The organism is Paenibacillus baimaensis (genome assembly GCF_025567575.1).
In genome coordinates this window covers 1-20,814 of record NZ_JAOQIO010000033.1, presented here as the reverse complement: position 1 = coordinate 20,814, position 20,814 = coordinate 1, and the positions used below count along the sequence as shown (strand labels likewise).

General features: G+C 41.0%; 26 protein-coding genes and 1 pseudogene. 23 read left to right on the top strand and 4 right to left on the bottom strand.

Annotated elements, in window-relative coordinates; translation table 11 throughout:
• Nucleotides 1–237 precede the first annotated feature (237 nt).
• From OB236_RS10885 to OB236_RS10850, 8 genes are all read left to right on the top strand, one after another.
• Nucleotides 238–1,971 carry an extracellular solute-binding protein gene (locus OB236_RS10885; protein WP_262684017.1) on the top strand — a complete coding sequence of 578 codons (1,734 nt, stop codon included), beginning with the start codon at nt 238–240 and terminating at the stop codon, nt 1,969–1,971.
• 67 nt (nt 1,972–2,038) lie between these two features.
• Nucleotides 2,039–2,941 carry an ABC transporter permease gene (locus OB236_RS10880; RefSeq protein ID WP_262684016.1) on the top strand — a complete coding sequence of 301 codons (903 nt, stop codon included), beginning with the start codon at nt 2,039–2,041 and terminating at the stop codon, nt 2,939–2,941.
• A 53-nt stretch (nt 2,942–2,994) separates the two neighbouring features.
• Entirely contained in the window at nt 2,995–3,882 is an 888-nt protein-coding gene (locus tag OB236_RS10875) for a carbohydrate ABC transporter permease (protein ID WP_076235389.1), read from the top strand.
• A gap of 86 nt (nt 3,883–3,968) precedes the next feature.
• Complete coding sequence (locus tag OB236_RS10870) at nt 3,969–5,720, top strand: sensor histidine kinase (protein WP_262684015.1); 1,752 nt, start codon at nt 3,969–3,971, stop codon at nt 5,718–5,720.
• A gap of 1 nt (nt 5,721) precedes the next feature.
• Nucleotides 5,722–7,344, top strand: a complete 1,623-nt coding sequence (locus OB236_RS10865; protein ID WP_262684054.1) for a response regulator transcription factor — start codon at nt 5,722–5,724, stop codon at nt 7,342–7,344.
• Nucleotides 7,345–7,414: 70 nt separating this feature from the next.
• Nucleotides 7,415–8,965 carry a glycoside hydrolase family 43 protein gene (locus tag OB236_RS10860; protein ID WP_262684014.1) on the top strand — a complete coding sequence of 517 codons (1,551 nt, stop codon included), beginning with the start codon at nt 7,415–7,417 and terminating at the stop codon, nt 8,963–8,965.
• 21 nt (nt 8,966–8,986) lie between these two features.
• Nucleotides 8,987–9,175, top strand: a complete 189-nt coding sequence (locus OB236_RS10855; RefSeq protein WP_262684013.1) for a hypothetical protein — start codon at nt 8,987–8,989, stop codon at nt 9,173–9,175.
• Between the two features lie 15 nt (nt 9,176–9,190).
• Nucleotides 9,191–10,930, top strand: coding sequence for a DUF5605 domain-containing protein (locus tag OB236_RS10850; protein ID WP_262684012.1), 1,740 nt, complete (start codon nt 9,191–9,193; stop codon nt 10,928–10,930).
• A 241-nt stretch (nt 10,931–11,171) separates the two neighbouring features.
• Here the strand turns inward: OB236_RS10850 and OB236_RS10845 are convergent, their stop codons facing one another.
• Complete coding sequence (locus tag OB236_RS10845; protein ID WP_262684011.1) at nt 11,172–11,465, bottom strand: hypothetical protein; 294 nt, start codon at nt 11,463–11,465, stop codon at nt 11,172–11,174.
• 238 nt (nt 11,466–11,703) lie between these two features.
• Between OB236_RS10845 and OB236_RS10840 the strand changes: the two are divergent.
• Nucleotides 11,704–11,895: pseudogene (locus OB236_RS10840) on the top strand (DDE-type integrase/transposase/recombinase); the annotation flags it as partial.
• Between the two features lie 70 nt (nt 11,896–11,965).
• On the opposite strand, the gene OB236_RS10835 reads toward OB236_RS10840, so the two are convergent.
• Nucleotides 11,966–12,220 (bottom strand): hypothetical protein, encoded by a 255-nt coding sequence (locus OB236_RS10835; RefSeq protein WP_262684010.1) that lies wholly within the window; start codon nt 12,218–12,220, stop codon nt 11,966–11,968.
• Between the two features lie 252 nt (nt 12,221–12,472).
• Nucleotides 12,473–12,772 (bottom strand): hypothetical protein, encoded by a 300-nt coding sequence (locus OB236_RS10830; protein WP_262684009.1) that lies wholly within the window; start codon nt 12,770–12,772, stop codon nt 12,473–12,475.
• A 254-nt stretch (nt 12,773–13,026) separates the two neighbouring features.
• Between OB236_RS10830 and OB236_RS10825 the strand changes: the two genes are divergently transcribed.
• The 7 genes from OB236_RS10825 (at nt 13,027) to OB236_RS10795 (ending at nt 16,120) form a co-directional block, all read left to right on the top strand.
• Nucleotides 13,027–13,365, top strand: a complete 339-nt coding sequence (locus OB236_RS10825) for a hypothetical protein (RefSeq protein WP_262684008.1) — start codon at nt 13,027–13,029, stop codon at nt 13,363–13,365.
• Nucleotides 13,366–13,643: 278 nt separating this feature from the next.
• Nucleotides 13,644–13,913: a hypothetical protein gene (locus tag OB236_RS10820; RefSeq protein WP_076235225.1), complete on the top strand. Its 270-nt coding sequence runs from the start codon at nt 13,644–13,646 to the stop codon at nt 13,911–13,913.
• Nucleotides 13,914–13,937: 24 nt separating this feature from the next.
• A complete protein-coding gene (locus tag OB236_RS10815) occupies nt 13,938–14,132 on the top strand; it encodes a hypothetical protein (RefSeq protein ID WP_262684007.1) in 195 nt (64 codons plus the stop codon).
• A gap of 28 nt (nt 14,133–14,160) precedes the next feature.
• Nucleotides 14,161–14,589 carry an ankyrin repeat domain-containing protein gene (locus tag OB236_RS10810; protein ID WP_262684006.1) on the top strand — a complete coding sequence of 143 codons (429 nt, stop codon included), beginning with the start codon at nt 14,161–14,163 and terminating at the stop codon, nt 14,587–14,589.
• Nucleotides 14,590–14,686: 97 nt separating this feature from the next.
• Complete coding sequence (locus OB236_RS10805; RefSeq protein ID WP_262684005.1) at nt 14,687–15,061, top strand: hypothetical protein; 375 nt, start codon at nt 14,687–14,689, stop codon at nt 15,059–15,061.
• A gap of 77 nt (nt 15,062–15,138) precedes the next feature.
• The gene (locus tag OB236_RS10800) at nt 15,139–15,645 is read left to right on the top strand and encodes a hypothetical protein (protein WP_262684004.1); all 507 of its coding nucleotides are present in this window, start codon (nt 15,139–15,141) and stop codon (nt 15,643–15,645) included.
• 76 nt (nt 15,646–15,721) lie between these two features.
• Nucleotides 15,722–16,120: a NucA/NucB deoxyribonuclease domain-containing protein gene (locus OB236_RS10795; RefSeq protein WP_408638442.1), complete on the top strand. Its 399-nt coding sequence runs from the start codon at nt 15,722–15,724 to the stop codon at nt 16,118–16,120.
• 32 nt (nt 16,121–16,152) lie between these two features.
• On the opposite strand, the gene OB236_RS10790 is transcribed toward OB236_RS10795, so the two are convergent.
• Nucleotides 16,153–16,320, bottom strand: a complete 168-nt coding sequence (locus OB236_RS10790; protein ID WP_262684003.1) for a hypothetical protein — start codon at nt 16,318–16,320, stop codon at nt 16,153–16,155.
• Between the two features lie 218 nt (nt 16,321–16,538).
• On the opposite strand from OB236_RS10790, the gene OB236_RS10785 reads away from it, so the two are divergent.
• The 7 genes from OB236_RS10785 (at nt 16,539) to OB236_RS10755 (ending at nt 20,769) form a co-directional block, all read left to right on the top strand.
• Nucleotides 16,539–16,697 (top strand): hypothetical protein, encoded by a 159-nt coding sequence (locus tag OB236_RS10785; protein WP_262684002.1) that lies wholly within the window; start codon nt 16,539–16,541, stop codon nt 16,695–16,697.
• Nucleotides 16,698–16,813: 116 nt separating this feature from the next.
• Complete coding sequence (locus OB236_RS10780; RefSeq protein WP_262684001.1) at nt 16,814–17,143, top strand: hypothetical protein; 330 nt, start codon at nt 16,814–16,816, stop codon at nt 17,141–17,143.
• 88 nt (nt 17,144–17,231) lie between these two features.
• Nucleotides 17,232–17,591, top strand: a complete 360-nt coding sequence (locus OB236_RS10775) for a hypothetical protein (RefSeq protein WP_262684052.1) — start codon at nt 17,232–17,234, stop codon at nt 17,589–17,591.
• 228 nt (nt 17,592–17,819) lie between these two features.
• The gene (locus OB236_RS10770; protein ID WP_262684000.1) at nt 17,820–18,827 is read left to right on the top strand and encodes a copper amine oxidase N-terminal domain-containing protein; all 1,008 of its coding nucleotides are present in this window, start codon (nt 17,820–17,822) and stop codon (nt 18,825–18,827) included.
• 37 nt (nt 18,828–18,864) lie between these two features.
• On the top strand, nt 18,865–19,137 hold the full coding sequence (locus OB236_RS10765; RefSeq protein ID WP_262683999.1) for a hypothetical protein: 273 nt from the start codon (nt 18,865–18,867) through the stop codon (nt 19,135–19,137).
• Nucleotides 19,138–19,507: 370 nt separating this feature from the next.
• Nucleotides 19,508–19,933: a hypothetical protein gene (locus OB236_RS10760; RefSeq protein WP_262683998.1), complete on the top strand. Its 426-nt coding sequence runs from the start codon at nt 19,508–19,510 to the stop codon at nt 19,931–19,933.
• Nucleotides 19,934–20,238: 305 nt separating this feature from the next.
• Nucleotides 20,239–20,769 carry a stalk domain-containing protein gene (locus tag OB236_RS10755; protein WP_262683997.1) on the top strand — a complete coding sequence of 177 codons (531 nt, stop codon included), beginning with the start codon at nt 20,239–20,241 and terminating at the stop codon, nt 20,767–20,769.
• The last annotated feature ends 45 nt before the right edge of the window (nt 20,770–20,814 follow it).

Genomic DNA, 20,814 nt, shown 5'->3' with positions numbered 1-20,814 from the left:
TTTTATTGCATGCATGGCAAACAAATGTCTGGAAAATCTCAGTTACGGAAGGTGCCCGCTTCAAAATCACAATGGCTGCGCAGGTAAAAGGAATAGTGATTGCGTTTACATTATGACAACAATTGGTAAGTAAAGTAAAGAGTTGCACATTGTTAGACTCCTGTGCGGCTCCTATAATGAAAACATACACAGCGCCACTGTGTTAATATTTTAAAAACTGGGTATCGGGGGATGTACATGAAACTAAAAAAGCATAATGTGAAAGCGCTATCTGTTTCTATTTTAGTAATCACAACGCTCTTGTCGGCGTGTACAAGTCAAAACGGTTCGACGAGTACCAATCAGAAAGAAGCTAAGAATGAACCGGCGAGCACTGTGGGAAATAACGATGTGAAGGGTGCAAATACAGAGCCGCTTGGCAAGTATGATCCGCCGATCAATGTCTCGTTCGTCCGTAATCTAAGCGACGTCGTAGAAAATAACGTACTCGGTGTGTTAAAGGGCGAAACGTTAGAAGACAACCGCTGGAGCCGTTTATACAAGGATCAGTTGGGCATCAATATCAAATATAACTGGGTCGTCAAGGGGAATGACACGTCAGATCAGTATTTACAGAAGATTAATGTAACGCTTGCTTCCGGTGACCTGCCTGATGTCATTCCGGTGAACGCAACTCAATTGAATCAGTTAGCTGATTCCGGTCAGATCGAAGATATGACGGCCATATATGAGAAATATGCTTCTCCACTGGCCAAAGAAATCCTGTCCCAGGAGGGCACAAGTCCGTTTGATGCCGCTACGTTTGGCGGCAAATTGATGGCGATCCCGCAGGTCGATTCCTCGCTTGAGCGTGCCATGTTTTTATGGATTCGTACAGATTGGCTACAGAAACTGGGGCTGCAACCTCCAAAGACGATGGCTGATGTGCGAGCGATTTCAAAAGCTTTTGCGGAAAATGATCCGGACGGCAATGGGAAAAAAGATACTTATGGTCTTGGTGTAACGAAAAGTTTGTGGGGCGGAGCAATGGGATTGGAAGGGTTTATGGCTGGGTACAAGTCCTATCCGAATATGTGGATGGCAGACGGTTCTGGGAAGCTGGTTTATGGAGGCATTCAACCAGAAGTGAAGAATGCGCTTCTAGCCCTCCAGGGCATGTTTAAAAACGGGGAATTGGATCAGGAATTCGGGATTAAAGACGGAGGCAAGGTATCTGAGCAAATTGCTGCCGGTAAGATCGGCATGGAATACGGTGAACAGTGGAATTCCATCTGGCCGCTCCAGTTGATCCGCAATAACGACCCGCAAGCGCAGTGGAGGGCGTTTCCGATTGTTTCGGAGAACGGGGAGTTACCTAAAGTACCTTTAAAATTCAGTACGACCAAGTTCTTTGCGGTGAAGAAGGGGTTCAAGCATCCCGAAGCAGTGGTCAAGCTTTTCAATCTGCATTTGGAGAAAAACTTTGGTAAAACGGCAGAGTTTGACAAATATTACGCACCTCCTGAAGCTGAAAGCGTATGGCAATTGTCCCCCGTGCAGCCAGCTCCAGTAAAGAAAAACGTGGAGGCGTTTAGAGCGATCGATGCAACCCGTAAATCAGGAAATACCTCGACATTGACAGGCGAAGCCAAGACCATTCAAGGGAAACTGGACGCTTATAATTCGGGCTCGAAAGAAGGGTTTGCACTTTGGGGGTGGGAGCGGATTTACGGCCCTGAAGGCTCCGAGGGTGTGGTTGACCAGTACGATAAAAACAATCAGTTCCTGATGGAGAAGTTCGTTGGATCGCCTACCTCTACAATGGTTGAACGCAAATCTACTTTGGAAAAGATGCAGAATGAGATTTATACCAAAATCATTATGGGCGCAGCTATCGATGAATTTGATAAATTTGTTAAAGACTGGGCGAAGCTTGGTGGAGAACAAATAACGAAAGAAGTAAATGACTGGTACACATCAAAGAAGAAGTAGCGACGAGCAGAGGATGGAGTTGTCTTCCTTCCTCTGCTTAGTTTGCTCCAAACGATGGAGGATGAATATGGTAACCAGGAAAATGTGGAGAGAGCTTCCGCTGCATCTGATGATATTACCGGGACTGGTGCTGATCGTATTATTTTCATACGTACCTATGGCGGGAATCATCATCGCATTTCAAAAGTTTATACCTGCCAAGGGCTTATTCGGTGATCAGAGATGGGTCGGTTGGGATAATTTCAAATACGTCATGCACCTGCCCAGCTTTAATCAGGTTTTGTGGAATACCCTCTTTATTTCAAGTCTTAAGCTTATTCTCGGCTTGATTGTTCCGATTGTATTTGCCATTCTTCTCAACGAATTGAAGAATGAAGTGATTAAAAGAAGCGTACAAACGACCATTTATTTACCCTATTTCCTCTCATGGGTCGTTCTGGGCGGCATACTAATCGATATTTTATCGCCTTCGAGCGGTATTGTTAACGAATTGTTGGGCGCGCTCGGCCTTAAAAAAATATTTTTTCTTGGGGACAACCAATGGTTTCCGTTTACTCTCGTCTATTCGGATATATGGAAAAACTTTGGTTATGGGACTATCATTTATTTAGCGGCTATTACGGGTATTGATCCCGGTTTATATGAATCGGCTACGATTGACGGCGCAAACCGCTGGCATAAGATCTGGCATATCACCATTCCCGGCATGCGTATGGTAATCGTATTGCTGTCTGTTCTAAGTCTAGGGCAGTTGCTGAACGCAGGGTTCGATCAGGTGTTCAATTTGTATAGCCCTCAGGTATATGAAAGCGGCGATATCCTTGATACTTTTGTGTATCGGCTAGGTTTGTTGGATGCCCAATATGGTGTGGCAACGGCGGTTGGACTATTCAAATCACTGGTTTCGCTCATATTGATTTCTGGCTCGTATTTTGTTGCTTATCGTTTTGCTAAATATAGAATTTTCTAGAAGGAGGGAAAACAGTGGCACAGCATTCAACAAGACCTGCATCTGACGCGTTTATCCAGGTACCTTACAGTCGAAGGCGGTTAGAATGGTTTTCCGTTCTAAATGCGTCCTTCCTCATACTGGTATCGTTGATATGCGTCCTTCCGTTAATCCACATCGTCGCTGTTTCGTTCAGTTCAAGTACTGCAGCAGCAGCAGGTTATGTAAAACTGTGGCCGGTCGATTTCACATTGGCATCTTATTCTTATACGGCTAGCCGGGAAGCGTTTTGGCAATCGATGCTTGTTTCTTTGGAGCGCATAGCAATTGGGACGCCATTAAATTTGTTTTTAACCATCCTCGTCGCATTTCCTTTGTCAAAGGAATCGAAATCATTTCGCCTGCGAATGGTTTACGCTTGGATTTTCTTCATGACGATGCTCTTTCACGGTGGTTTAATCCCTTGGTATACTACGCTTAAGCAGTACAATCTCCTTGATACGATCTGGGCACTCGTCTTACCCGGCGCGGTTCCCGTTTTTAGTGTTGTACTGCTGCTTAATTTTTTCAGAGAGCTTCCCAAGGAGCTGGAGGAGGCAGCCGTCATGGACGGCGCTAGTCACTGGACGACACTATGGAAAATTTATGTGCCGATATCAAAGCCTGCTCTTGCAACGCTTGCCTTATTTTCCATGGTGGAGCATTGGAACAGTTGGTTTGACGGCCTTCTACTTATGGGGGACCCTAGCCATTACCCACTGCAGAGCTATATCCAGACGATCGTGATACAGCAAAGTTTATCAAGCATGTCGCGCGACGAAGCGTTGAATTTGGCCCTTATTTCCGACCGAACGCTAAAAGCATCACAGATATTCCTGGGCTCCCTCCCAATCATTTTGGCGTACCCGTTTCTGCAGAAGTATTTTGTAAAAGGAATTGTTCTTGGCAGCGTAAAGGGGTAACAGGTGGATTGGTGCAGGACGAAAATACTTTAGGAAGGTTTCAAGGTTTCAAGCTATAATGGAAGAAAACGTTGGAGGCTTGCTCCTTGATCAAACGTCAACCATTCTCTTTGCGAAACACGATTTTTCTTCGGCTGCTCATTACTTTTTTGTTTATCATGCTGCCGATTATTTTATTTGGCGTTTACCTGTATCACTGGATCGTTCAAACGGCAAGCGAAGACATCTCCAAAACGGCGGTTACCCAGATCAGCTTCTATCTAACGGATTTTGAGAAAGAGGTAGAACGGATGAAGCTGCTACAGTATGGAGTTCTCGAGGACGAGGATCTCAATGATCTGACGCTGACCTGGAATACGATGGATGCCTTTAGGCGTACTGAAAAAATCAATTCGCTGCGAAAACGGCTCTACGCCATTCAAAACAGTAGTACGTATATCAAAAATGTGAGCGCACACATCTATCCGATATCAAAAACGATTTCATCTGCCAACGGTCCTCGCGAATTAGATTCCGAGAGGTATTATGAGATTCGCTCGGTTTTTGGCAGCCGCAACAACCAGATGATTGAGTGGAATGGTGGATTATTCTTAAGCGCGGCAAAGCAAAGCGGAACCAATGGGAATCAACCGCTGTTTATCATTGAAGTTGAGCTTGATCAATACAGACTTCAGGAGGCGCTGGGCCAGTTCAACACCTATGCCGGCAGCGGAACTTTGTTGATCTCAGAGAAATCCGGTGTCATTGTGACGAGTGTGCCCGTAGAGCACTTGCAACTGGATATGACTACTGCCGTTCAACAAATAAGGCAAACTACAATTCGTAATGCGGGAACCATTACCATCTCAGGAAGCCGTTATTATACGGCTATTGCAAGCTCGGACTTTCTAAAAATGTCCATTTACCGGTTTATTCCCGAACAAATGATCAAGAAACCGCTGGACAAGTTTTATATGTGGGCATGGCTGTTTGTGTTCGTTGCTGTCTTTATTATTGCGGTTTATGCGTTCTCCACCTACAAGTTTATTCACAAACCGTTATTAACGCTTGTTAAAAGCTTTCGGCGTATGGAAAATGGAGACCTTGACGTTAACATCCGGCATGAGTCTAAGGATGAATTTGGATATTTGTATGGCCGATTTAACCAAATGGTTGCAAATCTACGTTCTTTGATCGATCAAGTCTACAAGCAGAAAATCATGACTCAACGGGCCGAGCTGAAGCAGCTTCAATCACAAATTAATCCGCATTTTCTATACAACAGTCTTTTTATTCTGAATACGATGTCGAAAACGGGAGATATTGAACGAATCGGACAGTTCACAACACAGTTAGGTGAGTATTTTCAATTTGTTACCAGGAATGCTTCAGACGATGTGCTGTTGAAACTAGAAATTCACCATGCCAGAATGTACACAGAGATTCAGGAGCTTCGCTTCTCAAGGCGTATTGAAGTACAGTTCGACTCCTTACCACAGGAAATCGAGCAAGTATCGGTTCCACGCTTAATTGTCCAGCCCATTATTGAGAACGCATTCGAACACAGCCTGGAACAGATGGCGCATGGCGGAAGGATTGTTATTCGCTTCGAGATTGAAAAGACTGAAATTCACATCGTGGTGGAAGATAATGGTGAAAACTTGACAGACATGGCATTACAACGTATTGTGTCTTCTCTTCATAATGGTGACGAGGAGACGACGGGGTTGGTAAATATTCACCGCCGAATGAAGATCACTTTCGGTGAATATTACGGGCTCAGGGTATGTAGAGGTGAGAGCGGGGGACTGAAAGTGATCATTTGTATTCCCTTTAAAGGGGTTGATGTCCGTGAATAGAATGCTAATCGTCGATGACGAAGAGATCATTACCGACGGGCTGTTTGAAGTATTTCGTAAACTGAATCTCGACCTTGATTTGTACAAAGCCTACTCCGGGTACGAAGCTTTGGAGCTACTGAACCGGACCAGGGTTGATATCGTGTTATCCGATATCCGTATGCCTGGTATGGGGGGGCTGGAGCTCATGGAGAACATTCGCCGGAAATGGTCGCATTGCAAGATCATATTTTTAACAGGCCATCACGATTTCGATTATGTCTATCGAGCGATCCAAACTCCGGGCGTCAATTACCTGCTCAAGAGTGAAGGATATGATAAAATCATCACAGCAGTTAGCGATGCCATCGAAGAACTGGAAAACAGTCTGCGTTTGAACAACTTGATTCAGCAGTCCAGAGAGAGCCTCACGACGCTGGAAACGCTTGCTCAAGGCAATTATTTTCGGCACTTGCTCCAAGGTGCGCGTGCTGCAGATGTGATGGTTGAGGATTTCCATAAATTAAACATTCCCCTCGATCCTTCGTTGCCCGTACTCATGGTTCTTGGTGGCTTGGCTCCTTCCTTTTCAAATTCGTTAGCCGATAGGCAGGAAGCGGCGTTAGCCGTCAAGATATTGGCGGAGACGTTCCTGACAGAAAAAACGACAAGTCTCGGAATGATTGATCGCTACGGTGATCTCGTCTGGTTCATCCAATCGCGTCCGAGCAGTGGACTCGAAATAGCGGATGATTATGCTAGAACGGTAAGATTTCTGGAAGGTGAATTTGAGCTGATTCAACGAGCCTGCAAGGAGTCTCTACAAGTATCGGTTGCTGTAACGATAGGTGCTGAGCCTTGCGAGTGGAAGTGGTTGTCGACGGCCTATGACTCGATTAGGCGGTGGCAGCATCTGAGGGCAGGTGATGGAGCTCAGATGGTGCAGCTGGCTGCTATGAAAGCTTCCGAATCGTCGGAATTGGCAAGAGAACGAGCTTCCCGGGAAAAGGCGGAGGCGTTAGCGGCGCATCTGGAAGGAGGTCGGAGGGACGAGTTTCTTAGAATCTTTGACGAAGTGACAACACCGCTGCTCGATGGAAGGAATACAGGGAGTAATTTTTTGAAGGAGCTTTATTTCATGATAGCGCTTATCCTGTTATCTTACATGAATCGCTGGGAGCTTCATGATAAAGTAGGAGCCGTTGGCCTTATTCAGATTGACGAGCATGCATCGTGGTATGAGAGCTTCGAGTTTTTGAAACGGACGGCGGAATCCTTGTTCGCTGTCAGACGAACGGGTGAACGAAATCGGGCGGCCGAGGTGGTCGAAAAGGTTCGTTTATACATCGAACAGCATCTAGCCGAGGATCTGTCACTAGTGCGTTTGGCAAGTGAGTTTCATTTTAATCCGTCATATTTGTCCAGACTTTTCAAACAAGAATGCGGCAGGAATTTATCTGACTATATTGAGGAAGCAAGGATTGGAAAAGCAAGAGAGCTGCTCAAGCAGGATGAGTTGAAAATTTCGGAGGTCGGTGTTCGTGTGGGGTATGATGCGGCTCACTCGTTTACCCGATTTTTCAAGAAAATGACAGGGTTGACACCATTGGAACAGCGGGAAGCCCTACGAGCTAAAAAGTGTTGAGAAAGCCGTTACGACTATTGAACATAACTGTTTTATTGAAGGAACTAAATTAAGGATAGGGGAAATGCAGATGTACCCGAATCCCATTATATGGGCTGACTATCCGGACCCCGATGTGATCCGGGTTGAGGATACTTATTATATGGTCAGTACAACCATGCATTTTATGCCGGGGTGTGTAATATTGCGATCGTATGACCTGATCCATTGGGAAGTGGCAGCATATGTATATGATGCTTTGGATCATACACCGGATCAGAGACTGGAGGGTGACCGACAGATCTATGGAAAGGGAATGTGGGCGGCATCTTTGCGTTACCATCAAGGCCAATATTATGTATGTTTCGTAGCAAATGATACGCATCAAACGTATTTGTTTTCTGCTTTTGAAATCACAGGACCATGGACGAGGCACCCGAATATTGAAGGATTCTATCATGATTGCTCACTTTTGTTTGATGATGATGGTAGAGTTTTTATTATATATGGAAATGCAGAGATCCATCTTACAGAATTAAAGGAAGATTTGACCGGTCCCAAGCCTGGTGGATTAAACCGGATCATTGTAAGGGAGACAGAACCTTATCATCTTGGTTATGAAGGTGCCCATGTCTATAAGATTAATGGAAAATATTACGTATTTCTCATACACATAACAAATTCCAGACACAGTCGCAGAACACAAGCCTGTTTTGTAGCAGCTTCCCTGGAAGGGGACTTTATTGGCGGAGAGGCGTTTGATGATGACATGGGGTATTTTAATGCAGGTATAGCACAAGGCGGAATCGTTGATACTCCAGATGGTAAATGGTATGCCGTATTGTTTCAGGATCATGGTGCCGTTGGCCGTATCCCTGTCTTGGTGCCTTTGCATTGGGATAATGATGTTCCGGTATTCGATAGGAAACCGCCCTCATATATCGACATACCGAGCACTAAACCCGGATATGAATACAAACCTTTGATCGGAAGCGATGATTTCTTCTACAGGCCGGATGAGAACGGCAACGTCCATCTGAAAGACTTCTGGCAGTGGAATCATATTCCGACAAATAATTTGTGGTCCGTAACGGATAAGCCAGGTACATATCGGATCCAATCTGGAAAAATTAGTGAAAATTTAATATTTTCGGCAAATACGTTGACACAGCGTGCAATGGGGCCCGCATGCGAAGCTATCGTTACCTTGGATGGAAGCGAGCTAAAGGATGGCGATTATGCAGGCTTGTGCTTCTTGATCAGCACCTATGGCTTCATTGCGCTTACCAAGGAAGCTGGACATTACTACTTGGTCATGTTGGCAAGGACGACAGACGATAAAACGATCTTCGGAAACCTGGTAGACAAAGATACCGGTGTAGAATTTGCAAGGATTCCAGTGAACAATAACAAAGTTACTTTGAAGGCTTATGGCAATTTCGTAAACAATACGGACGAGTGCGAGTTTTATTACATGGACGGAGAGGATTGGAAGAAGCTTGGTATTACCCATAATATGGTCTGGAAAATGGATCAATTTGTAGGGGCGCGTTACGGACTGTTCCTCTACTCTACCAAGGAGATTGGAGGAACGGCACAGTTTTCCAGGTTTGCGTACAATGTGATGAAATTCCGCAGATGAACTTAGAAGATTACTGGACGCATGTCCACACCTTACTTGACTTGCGTATCCGCTTGCACCTCTTATCTTGAGGAGCATCTAATTGCTCTTGGAGTCAAAACGATCGCCCAATGGACAATCAGCAACGGGAATTCGGTGCAGTACTACCTTCATAAGGAGCTGAAAGGGATTCTCACCATACCAAGCGATCTGCCATTTACATTACCATGAAGGGGGAGATTGGCAATGTCTTTTACGGAGCAAACGAAAATCGGTGTGATCTGGGCGAATCCCGAGGCACGGGCAGTGCTGCTCAAGCATGTTCCCGATCTTACGGATTCTCCTTATTTGTCGTTTATGAAAATGCAGACGCTTCCCCAGCTTGCGGCTTCCAATAAAGCGTATACTTGGATGCCGGAGCTGCTGCACGCGATCCTGCAGGAGCTGGCGACGATCCGGGACGAGCCGGTCCTGGAGGCGGACATCGCGCCGTCCGCACTTTACGAGGAGGCTACGGTTCCCGAAGGCTCCGCAACCGTGCAGGGGACTCCGCAGGCTGAGCAGTGGGGCGTATTCGAGCTGGAGCTGCATGGCCCGAGCCACGGGAATCCGTTCGTGGACGTTGCGCTGAGCGCCGAGTTTCGCTGTGCCGATCGGGCGGTCGAAACCGCGGGCTTTTATGACGGGGAGGGCATCTACCGCATCCGGTTCATGCCTGACACCGTGGGAGAGTGGACTTACCGGACGCGAAGCACGGCGCGCTCCCTGAACGGAATTGAAGGCCTGTTTGCAAGCACCGCCCCGGCGTCCGGCAATCACGGCCCGGTCCAGGTGAAAAACCGGTTCCACTTCGGGTATGCCGACGGAACGCCGTATATCCCGGTTGGCACCACCTGTTACGTATGGACGCATCAGGTCGAGGAGTTGGAGCAGCGGACGCTCGATACGCTTCGGAAATCGCCGTTCAACAAGCTGCGGATGTGCGTATTTCCGAAATCTTACCAGTTCAATGCCAACGAGCCGCAGCATTATCCGTATGAAGATTCGCTCGAGGAAGGATGGGATTACACCCGGTTCAACCCTGCGTTCTTCCGTCATCTGGAGAGCCGCATTCTGGATCTACTGGGGCTTGGGATCGAAGCGGACCTGATCCTGTTCCATGCGTATGACCACTGGGGGTTCTCCGAGATGAGTCCGGCCGCCGATGACCGGTACTTGCGCTATATCGTGGCGCGGCTGTCCGCCTACCGGAATGTCTGGTGGTCGCTGGCCAATGAATACGACCTGATGTGGGCCAAGCAGCCGGACGATTGGGAACGCTTCGCCAGGATCATAACCGGGCAGGATGCCTACGGTCGGCTGATATCGATTCATAACTGCTTTGTTTTCTATGATTACAGCCGGGACTGGATCACACACTGCAGCATTCAGCGGATCGACGTGTACAAAACGGCCGAAAACACGAACGAATGGCGGGACCGGTGGAACAAACCGATCGTCATCGACGAATGCGCTTATGAAGGCGATATCGATCAAGGCTGGGGCAACATCAGCGGACAGGAGATGACCCGCCGCTTCTGGGAAGGAGCGGTGCATGGTGGCTATGTCGGGCATGGCGAGACCTATCTGCATCCGGATGACATCCTCTGGTGGTCAAAGGGCGGCAAGCTTCATGGAACGAGTATGGAACGGATCGCCTTCCTGCGCTGGATTATGGAGGAAGGGCCGGCCGAAGGGCTTAATCCGCTCCAATCCGAATGGGATGTACCCTCGGCAGGGATCGCCGACGAGTATTACTTGTTCTATTACGGCTTTAATCAACCACGTTACCGGAAGTATAGCATGAAGCCGGGCATCTGGTATCATGTGGACGTGATCGATACTTGGAACATGACGGTGAAGAGACTGCCGGGCACGTACGAAGGCGCATTCCGGATCGAGCTTCCAGGCATTCCGTACATGGCGGTGCGCCTGACGAAGGCTTGAATAACGGTATTAATAATCATGCGGATCGGATATTATGGATTTAACTCCGGGTTCTTCATAGGAACGAAGTGAATGTGCCCTGGGCTTCATGGTGAATGAATACATCCTTGGCCATCATTTTTTCCGCTGATACTGGCGCGCAGGCTGAAGCTATCATCTTCGTAATTGCCCGGGTAAAATATCTCGTCAAGTCCCCAGATACGGTCCAGCAGACTGCGATGGAACAACATGCAGAAGCCAATCAGCCTATGGGCATAAAATCCGGTATTTTAGTTTCTGCAGTCTCCACAAACTCGGAGCGGCCTCCAGATGATCCAAATAAATTTTGATGAAAAATATAGACGGGAAAAGCAGCCGGGTTAAAGTAGGTCATAAATGTTGACTTCCGGTTCAGATATTTTTTGCCATACCCGAGCATCGTAAGCAGAGTTACCCAATAAAAAAGCAAGTGGAGAGTTGTAAAAGCAAAGCCCGACTGGCTTCCGACCGTGTAGGTTTCCCGGAAAAGCAGGGTTGTCCCTATTAACGTGCTCAATCAGGTCCATGATCCTATTACTGGTCGCCATGCAGAAGCCTAAAATAAAGTACCCGACATAGAGAAAAATGTTCTTGCCTTTCACATCAGGCAGGCGGCACGCACTGTAAAGCGGGATATTTATGGGCGTACGAATTTGTTGGACCTATGCAACGCTACAGCAGGTTCTTCCGTTCCCATACCTTCGCACAAGCGCTTAGGTCTACGGCAGCGTATAGCGCCCGCATGCAAAAAAAACGAACAAGAGCATCGATTCATAAAGAAAGTCATTAAAACCATGCTTGGATTCAAATCATTCAGTACTGCAGAGAAAACAATTGCCGGAATCGAAGTCATGCATATGATAAAGAAAGGACAGATCGAATGCTATCATCCGTCTGTCCTTTCTACAGTTAAATTTATCAATAAATTGTTTGGTTTGACAGCATAACAAAACCATAATCGCGGATATCTTTGATCAGTTGCAATTGTTGCACCAAAGCCAGATGAACTCCTAATAGCTAAAGTCTTGACCTGATCTCGGCGAGAAGCAACATTTTTTCTTCCTCGCTGATAGCATCCGCACATAGTTTACGCGCCGCAACAGGCATGATCCAGTTTTCAACTTCATCCAGAGAATTGCCCGACAAACGGCGATACTCATCGCAAAATATTTGAATGATATGCGCTCTCAGGGAATCGAAGTTGGAAACCGCGCTGCTCGGAGCGTGGGGCGGCAAGATGGCATAACGGATCATAATGACATATTCGGCCAAATCAGCCTCGGGGTTGCCTCAAGTGAAGAATCGAGTAAACGAAATTGAATGCGCGGCAGGATTTACTTGAACAATTTGAGGATGAACTATTTAACGCGTTGGTAGAGAAGATAACCATTCTCTCGCCAACGCGTTATTTATTTACCTTGAAAAGCGGGCTGGTGATCGAGGAAAGCACCGGCTAATCTCCAGCCCGAATAATATAATCTCCATTTTCGACAGATGGCATGGGAAGTCCATGCTGTTTGATCGTCAAAATTCCAGCTGATTTTCCTTCAAAAAAAGCTTAATCTCTTTGACCATCCCCATACCATCTTTAACCCCACGTGAATATAACCATTCCTTTTCAGCCGATTGCTGATATTGAACAGCATCTTCCCACTCTAGCAAAATACCGTAAGTAGATTCAGTCAATTGATTTTTCAAATCCGTTTGCAATTTTGATGATTTTTCGATCAAAGGAGCGATATGTTCCTGCTGTTCAACAGATAGAGATAGTTCATCAAACCTCTTGTGTATACCTTTCACTAGCCATTCCGGCCAATCTTCCATAATGCTACCCCCTTCCCGTTGTTTGAGTGTGTGTATGCTAACTCTGATGGGAAGGGATGCCAAGTTGTTATTTCATTTCACGGATTCGGATTAAATTGAGTATTGGAATTATTGGGAGTTCGAATATATACTGGAATAAGGATAGGCAAAGATATTTTGAACGGTTTTCACTATGGTAATAAGACTTCTACTGAAGTGTAGATTTGATGAAACACGGATTTTATTTTACAATGACTACGAGTTGGTGGTGTCTAATGGAACTTGTTGAGAAGAATCACCTTAAAATAAATTACCCGAAAGGCTTTTATTTAGTTAAACAGATTATAGATGAATTAGATCCTGTTGATTTACTTGATATGGGCGCGCCAAAAGATGAACACGATTTTTTGACAGCTGATGTACTAAAAATACTTATAGATGATCGTTTAGAAGAAGTGAAGCAGTTATTAATTAATGCTTATTCAGATTACGGGTTTGGAGTTGAAAAAGTAGTAGACGAATACAAAGAATCATTTTACAAAAAAATTGAAGATACAACAATTAAAATTAATAGTATATACAATGCAGTTAAGGAAGAGGCTATTCTTTCATAGGTGCGCAGGCTATAAAAGACTGGTTTTATAGGGAGATGGAAAATGATTGAGTTTTGACAAAGACTACCCGAATCGTAAGGATAAACGAAAGAAATATTACGGTGCGAAATCAATTGATAGAACATGCCGCAATCACGGGTCTTGTCAGCGATGCAAAGGGAATAGATTACATAAATACAATAAAATCAATGCCGATGATGGTAATTTAAGATTTGAGAATACCAATTTGGGGCAATAAGAGAATTAATAAATTACTAGATTTAGGGGGAGGGAAATTTATGAAAATGGATCATCGTAATTTTGGAAATATTGTAGAAATTCATCAAGAAGTAAGTCCCAAAGAAGTGAATCGCTATTTGGCTTTAGGATGGATTCTACTTAATGTGCATACAACAGATTATGGTCATCCTGTAGAGCGTCATCAAAATACAGAATTTACATTAGGTTGGAATAAAGAGAACGGAGAAGTTCAAAAACCACAAAAAGAAAAATCACAAATTGATGATTTTATTTCAGCTTGGGAATTGAAGAATTCTGATGAAAACTGACTTTCATGAGGAGAGAGGCTAGTTATGAATACTAATAAAGTGAATTTCTATCTAGGAATCGGTGAATTTATATTTGCTTTTTTATTTATCGGTTTGCTATTTTTAGATATCCACCCTGAGAATATTTGGACTAAGATTTGCTTGGGGATTTCTGCTGTAGCCTTTATCTATAATGGTACAAGTAAATTAAAAAAGCAAAGTAGAAATAGAAGCCGATAAAAGCTCACTTTTAACGCAGGAGGACTGTATGAACAATAAAATATTTACTGCTGCAGCTGTGGGCGATATTGAATACTTAAAAAATGTTTTATCAACAGGCATAGATATTAACTGTAAGAGCGAAACAGGCTGGACTTTACTCGTATATGCGGTAGAAAATGATAGAAAAGAAATGGTTGAATTCCTGCTTAATAATGGAGCTGATGTAAATTTTCAAAGTTCTGGTGGATGGACTCCTTTACATCAAGCTGTAGATTTATCTATTGATGGGACAATTCAAACTGGTGGAGAACAAGGAGAAGAACCTTTAGACATGATTAAATTCTTGCTGGACAATGGGGCAAAAGTAGACAAGAAGGATAGTCGAGGTGTATCCCCTATAGATATTGCAAAGTCATATCATTCAAAGAAAATCATTGATTTTCTTGAACACTATTCTAGCAATAGTATCTTATAAAACAATGATATTGTATTGAAAACAATAAAAGGTCAATTTCATTAGGAGATGACATGTTACTTCACAACCTTGATTTATGGAAAGGATTATTCGTTCAATGAAATACTATAAATTTTACCTTGAGATATCTATTTTTGTTGCTTGTCTACAAATTATAGAGGGTTTTATAACAATTACAAACATCGATACCATCCATACTTTTAGTGCATTTATATCGTTAATTGAATTACTATGGGTAGCGTTCAGCGTCATAACTTTAATTATAAATCTAAGAAATAAATTAAGTATTATATCTCCACTATCTTTTGTTACATACAATGTATTGGGCTGGATTATTGGAGCTGCATTATTTAATAATTCAAGTGTTGATGTTTACAGTAATGTATGGGTATTTATTGCAGGTAGTATATTTGGAGCGTATTTCCTTTTTATTAATATTAAATTATTAAGACCAATCTTGAACAAAAAATGATTTCTAGAAATACAAGAAGAAGTCAGCAACATCAGCTAACACGGATAAGAAATGGTATCTTTTGTGGAGGAATGTGGATGACTGAAGACAAACTGCAAAGAATTAATGGCTTTCTTGAAGCTCTTGGTCTTATGAACTCTATTTATGGGGTCTGCTACGGACACGAATATAAGTTTGTGAAAATTGATTTTGCGATTGATAAGGCTGTCTCTGTATTTAATAAAGCTGGCAATCTATCGGGCCATTCAGATGTTAAAGTAGAAGGATTGGAATTGCTTCAAAATTGGGAAGATGATTTATTTAGACTAAGCACTGATTGGTTCTTTTTTTTGATAGAAGCATTTTCTAAACGAAATGATGATTTAATAAATGTAATAAACCCCATTTTATATAAAAAGGAAATTAACATAGTATCAGAAAAGTTAATTCAAATGATAAAGGTTTTTTTCCAAGATATTGATTTAAAAGTTTACAGATTAAAGACAGATCCTCCGTATGGGGAAGACGAGTTTGAATGGTGTCAAACTTACTTTGACTTTGGTAAAGATGAAACATATGTCTTAGAATTCTATCAATATGGTTAGCAAATAAAAATCCATTTTAACGGATAGTTATAAATGAAAAGAAAATCAAAGTTTTTTTACTCTCTTTATCTTCTGTATTATCGCACTTTTATATTTTTATAAGCCCGAACTATTTTCAGTCCAGACAATTAATCATAACAATAATGCTGAGGCAGCTTTTACAATCTATTTCCCTTCTGATAGATTTCCGGAGACTGCAGCTCATATAAAAGAGGCCATCGAATATGGAGAGTCTTCAGTGTGTACAATAGATCGAAAGGGAGCAGAAAATAACCGAAAAAAATCACTTAAAGGTGTTCCCACAAAGCCTAATTTAGATCGAGATGAATTTCCTATGGCTATGTATGCCGAAGGAGGAACAGGAGCAGATATAAAGTACATAGACCCCTCTGACAATCGTGGTGCTGGATCTTGGGTTAGTAATCAGTTAGAAAAATATTCTGATGGGACAAAAGTTAAGTTTATAGTTAAGTGATAAATTTTCAGTTGTAAAGTCCAAAAAAGCGATTATACCCATCCTCTAGGTTGAGTTTTTGGCTTTCTATGTATTAACTTTTCAAAAAATGATCTATTTTTCTTTTCCTCTAATAAATTTTTAATAGTTCTCATTAGCAGCTTTAACCTTAAGTCTTCATCATCTGTTTTCTTCAATTCACTGTAATAATTAATGCTCATGTTGTCCTCCTTGATATAGTTATTGATAGTTTGTTTAATCAACTATTTGTTACTATTGTACTACATAATTCGTGAAAAAATAGGTTAAAAGTATCACATTTTAAGTGATAATGTGTCAGCTTATGTAATATTATGGCTCGATTAAGGAGGAAAAAATTATAATATATGGATCATAATGGTTATAAATGGATAATGTATCAAAGAAAAGGGATGATAGGATGGCAAACTATATTTTGAATCTTAGTGTAGTAAATGATGAGGTTTCTGATACAGCAAATGTTGAAATTATTATTCCAGATAGCGATAATGACACCAGAGAAAAAATAAGTTTTGCAGTTACAAGAGATGATAATCAAGAATACTATTGTTTTACATAAACAAATAAAGGTATGGAGGAATTGATTAAATTTTATCAGCTTCATAAAACTGCAATTATTGATGAGGAAATTGAATAACAGAATACTATCATTAGTTTTGGAAGGGTGGGATAATCATGAATCAAAATTTATTAAGTAAATTAATAGATATAATTCAAGAACTTTATGAAAAAGAGGATTCTTTAAAAGAAGTTTTATCAATTTCAGATATAAATTTTATATCACCAACCATAGAAAAATTAGAAGACTTAATAGCAACGGAATTAGGTATACCTCAAGATAATACTTTAGAGATGATTAAGAAACATGGCGATCAAGAAGGACTGGATCATGAAGATTGTTTTTGCAGAGATTTTATTAGTGATTATTTTTTCGATTTCTTACATGGAGAGAAAACAAAGGAAGAATTGATTTGGAAACTAACAAACTGGAAAAAGGATGAATAATTTGAAAACAATAAGTAATGTTTTTGCGGAATTGCGAAATAATAAATAAAAAGACTATTTCATTGTCAGGGAGAGCTAAACATTGGCTGTGAGTAAGAAGTATAAGCGAAAAATAGTTCGTCAGGGAAAATTTTTTTACTGGTACGTGAAATCGGATTACGATGATGAAGGAAAAATCAAAGTCTACATTTTATCTGAAGATAAGAAATTTATTGTTGCTTATGAGATTGGGCAAGTAATTAAGCAGCAAAAGAAGAGTCCATTTCTTGTAGTCATGGGGAAGGAATTTGTTGGGTTTGTTGGGGATCGCAAGGATATAAGAGTACAAACTCCTCCGATATGGGATGACTTATCTGCTACACCATCTTTAGTGGGAAAGATAATTGATTGGTGTTATTCAGAAAAGAAAGAGATTGTCTTGGTAAACTGGAAGGGTGAATTGATTTGAAATATACAGTTCACGATAAAAGGACTCTTTAAAGGAAGTATGACGAATGAGAAATATCAACGAACCTGATGATTGGTTGGACGGTGAGTAACAAGCGAGAAATTCAACGTACGCAAAGGTTTGTTAAAATTGCGTTTATTGGCATTATTATATTCATCGTAATATTAACGTTACTGTATTTTTTTGCATTACATATTATACATGAATTATTTGAAGGCTTGTTTGGTAATGAAGATAATTTTTGATGAAATAACGGATTCATTGGAAATGAAAATGGTGAGAGAGGGTAATTTTTTGAAGAGAAAAGTACTAATCATAGCAACGATCTTGGTTGGCCTATTAAATAGTTCTACTATACTAGCGCAAGATGAAGGAAACTTAATTGACGTTCAATTTAACAATACTCAATTAAAGTTAAATACGATCAATATTGAATCCAATCCCAATGATCTATACGTTCAAGCAAGAAATTATTTTGAAGGTAGTGGTTTTGAAGTAACGTGGGATGAGGTTGAGAGAAAGGTCATAGCAAAAAAAGACAGTTCTGAAATTGTGATAAATATTGATCAGGAGTTAGCAATCATCAATGGTTTTCCAATAGAGCAGCCAATAAGAATGATTGAAGAGTCATTGTACATACCCATTATTGAGATTTCACTGGCTCAGGGACTCAAAGTTAAATATGATGATGACAGAAAGAATCTCCAGTTAACTAATCTAATAGATCTTTTCCGTGAGTTTAACTGGGATACGAATTTAGATGAGATAAAGAATAGGAGTAAAGGGTTAAAAGAACTAGCTGACCTCGGCTATGTTGTTGCTTACAGTGATTACAAGTTATTAAATTTTAACACACAAGTTTATTATCATTTTAGAGAAAACAGGCTTAAAGAAATAGCGTACAGGCTCAATGATAAAGAACGTTCCTTAGAACGATTTTCAAAGATCAGGTATGAGCTAGAACAAAAGTATGGGAAACCAGAGTATGATGAACCTCGTTTTATAAATGAGAAGACATTTAATTCTTTTATCGAAGCAACTAAGGACAAAAATCAGAATGAAGTTGATGAAATATTTTTTGAAAAGCTGGTTGATGGAGATCTTTCAATTAGTGCTGCATGGAAAACAGAAGAGTTTACCGTGCATCTCTTATTAAGTGGATCGAACAAAAAAGATATTACTAATATTGATCTTTCAATCAGGCAAAATGATTTTGTATTTACTGGTGGCAAATGAAATGACGATTTCATAAGTGAGGGTGGACAATATCAATATGGAACTAGTAACATTTGAGCACTTTATGGCTATGTATTCTGTGAATAATAATCTGCAACCATCTCTGGAAAGTCTTATTGAGCATGTTGAGTTTTATAAAACCATTGAAGGAAATGAATTACTCAAAGAGTTAATTGAGCAAATTGAATTAGTTAAGAAGCATGAATATAACTTTGTGCTAAAAAAGATTTTGAAACATTATGGAAACGGAATCTCTTCTGAAAAGTTTCGAGAACTAATTGAGCCATTAATAATTGCAATATGCAAATAAAATATCGTTTTCAAATGAACAGGAGTTAAATGGGTATGCCAAAGTTAGTCTGTGTTTGCGGATAAATACACGATCTATCACCTATTCCCGATAAAGGCTATATTGTTGTGAAGGATTCCGATTACGAAGAATTATTGGAAAACGAACAAAACGCAAGCAGACGGAGACTAAAAGTTTGGATGAGTTAGTCGAACTTGATTATTCTGTAGTTAAATTTATTGAAAGAATGTATGAATGCCCGGATTGAAGTAGAATAATGTGGAGAAAAAACGAGTCTGATGATTATGATATATATGAGAAATTAACCAATAATTAATTTGATAAGCAGGTGTAAGTTCGAGTTCTAGTTGGCAAAAGGAGAATTTTCAAAATGACAGGCAATAAAGATTCTAAACAAATCCCTCAGTATCATAGCCCAGTAAGACATATTCTAAATGAGGTAAACGGATTATCAAATGAAATTTTCATTAAGGATTTTCAAGAAGCAAAAGAAACAGGGCATTCATACGTAATTATGGAAGGTGATTGGGGTGGACAAATATATTTGAGTTGTCCTATGAGTTTAGTGGAATGTTCAGAGGAGGAATTGCAGACCTTGTTGATTGATCTAGATAAGGTAGCATGGGGCTGTAATGATGTTTATGGAAGAGGCTTATATTATGAAATTCATTTTTCGGAAGAAGGTATAGGTGGAGGCATGATAACGGATACCTTATGGGTTCATGATGAATTCATTGAGAAGAACTTAAAAGATCAAATTTACTTAGTTATCTCGGGAGAAAGAAAGACCTTATAAATTTCTTTGGCAGGTACAACAATCACATAATTTGATTTTCTCGAAAACCAATATATCCCTTTCACCGTCTCCACACATGTTGAGTGCGTGGTAAGGATATATCGGGAGGAATGATTTAAGGCTCTATTAATTTTTATTATGTAGGACTTCCCGTGAAATAAATTCTTACATACTGTGACTAATGATTGAATAACTGAGCAAATAATTGTTTTATCGACATCACATTTTCAAATTAATTGTAGATGAATATTCCTATAAATGGTAAACTACCTTAGTATTATTACCCAATATAGGAGATGATCTATTTGAAAGTTCGTATAAGTATTGTCTTTTTTGTCGCTTTATTCATATCTATCTTTATTCCATTAATGGCTTCAGCAAATGAATCTGAATATTCCGTTTATATTAATGGCAAGGAATTAAATTCTGACTATGCGCCTATAACAAAAAACAATGCTGTTTATGTACCACTATGGGCCGTTTTAGGTCAATTAAACATGTCAACTGAAGACTACAATGGTGTACTTAAAATTAATCATCCTAATCGAATACTAATGGTAATTTCAGATCAAAACATATTAACGTATATTGGTCGCAAAGGGGATGTCCATAGTACACGATTAGAATATCCTATAATTTCTGAAAATTATGTAATGTATACGCCACTTACATTCCTTAGTGAGTATTTTGATATGCAAGTAGCTTATGGTGAAAATGGACGAATTGATATTACTATAGGAGATCTTAGTAAGGATGTTGCATGGGCTACTCCAAAAGGTTATAACTATACACTTGACACAATTGCTAAAAAATTTAAACTATATAAGTTGAACTAAAGGAATTCATTTCCACATCGTCGAATTATAGCAATACAACCTAAA

Bases quoted from the DNA above. Each gene is read 5' to 3' on its own strand.
- OB236_RS10820 (WP_076235225.1), top strand. From the start codon at position 13,644: ATGAAAATGGATCATCGTAATTTTGGAAATATTGTAGAAATTCATCAA.
- OB236_RS10770 (WP_262684000.1), top strand. From the start codon at position 17,820: ATGAAGATAATTTTTGATGAAATAACGGATTCATTGGAAATGAAAATG.
- OB236_RS10760 (WP_262683998.1), top strand. From the start codon at position 19,508: ATGACAGGCAATAAAGATTCTAAACAAATCCCTCAGTATCATAGCCCA.
- OB236_RS10850 (WP_262684012.1), top strand. From the start codon at position 9,191: ATGTCTTTTACGGAGCAAACGAAAATCGGTGTGATCTGGGCGAATCCC.
- OB236_RS10790 (WP_262684003.1), bottom strand. From the start codon at position 16,320: ATGAGCATTAATTATTACAGTGAATTGAAGAAAACAGATGATGAAGAC.
- OB236_RS10855 (WP_262684013.1), top strand. From the start codon at position 8,987: ATGTCCACACCTTACTTGACTTGCGTATCCGCTTGCACCTCTTATCTT.
- OB236_RS10865 (WP_262684054.1), top strand. From the start codon at position 5,722: ATGCTAATCGTCGATGACGAAGAGATCATTACCGACGGGCTGTTTGAA.
- OB236_RS10880 (WP_262684016.1), top strand. From the start codon at position 2,039: ATGGTAACCAGGAAAATGTGGAGAGAGCTTCCGCTGCATCTGATGATA.
- OB236_RS10810 (WP_262684006.1), top strand. From the start codon at position 14,161: ATGAACAATAAAATATTTACTGCTGCAGCTGTGGGCGATATTGAATAC.
- OB236_RS10805 (WP_262684005.1), top strand. From the start codon at position 14,687: ATGAAATACTATAAATTTTACCTTGAGATATCTATTTTTGTTGCTTGT.
- OB236_RS10765 (WP_262683999.1), top strand. From the start codon at position 18,865: ATGGAACTAGTAACATTTGAGCACTTTATGGCTATGTATTCTGTGAAT.
- OB236_RS10860 (WP_262684014.1), top strand. From the start codon at position 7,415: ATGTACCCGAATCCCATTATATGGGCTGACTATCCGGACCCCGATGTG.
- OB236_RS10785 (WP_262684002.1), top strand. From the start codon at position 16,539: ATGGCAAACTATATTTTGAATCTTAGTGTAGTAAATGATGAGGTTTCT.
- OB236_RS10815 (WP_262684007.1), top strand. From the start codon at position 13,938: ATGAATACTAATAAAGTGAATTTCTATCTAGGAATCGGTGAATTTATA.
- OB236_RS10825 (WP_262684008.1), top strand. From the start codon at position 13,027: ATGGAACTTGTTGAGAAGAATCACCTTAAAATAAATTACCCGAAAGGC.
- OB236_RS10800 (WP_262684004.1), top strand. From the start codon at position 15,139: ATGACTGAAGACAAACTGCAAAGAATTAATGGCTTTCTTGAAGCTCTT.
- OB236_RS10885 (WP_262684017.1), top strand. From the start codon at position 238: ATGAAACTAAAAAAGCATAATGTGAAAGCGCTATCTGTTTCTATTTTA.
- OB236_RS10780 (WP_262684001.1), top strand. From the start codon at position 16,814: ATGAATCAAAATTTATTAAGTAAATTAATAGATATAATTCAAGAACTT.
- OB236_RS10830 (WP_262684009.1), bottom strand. From the start codon at position 12,772: ATGGAAGATTGGCCGGAATGGCTAGTGAAAGGTATACACAAGAGGTTT.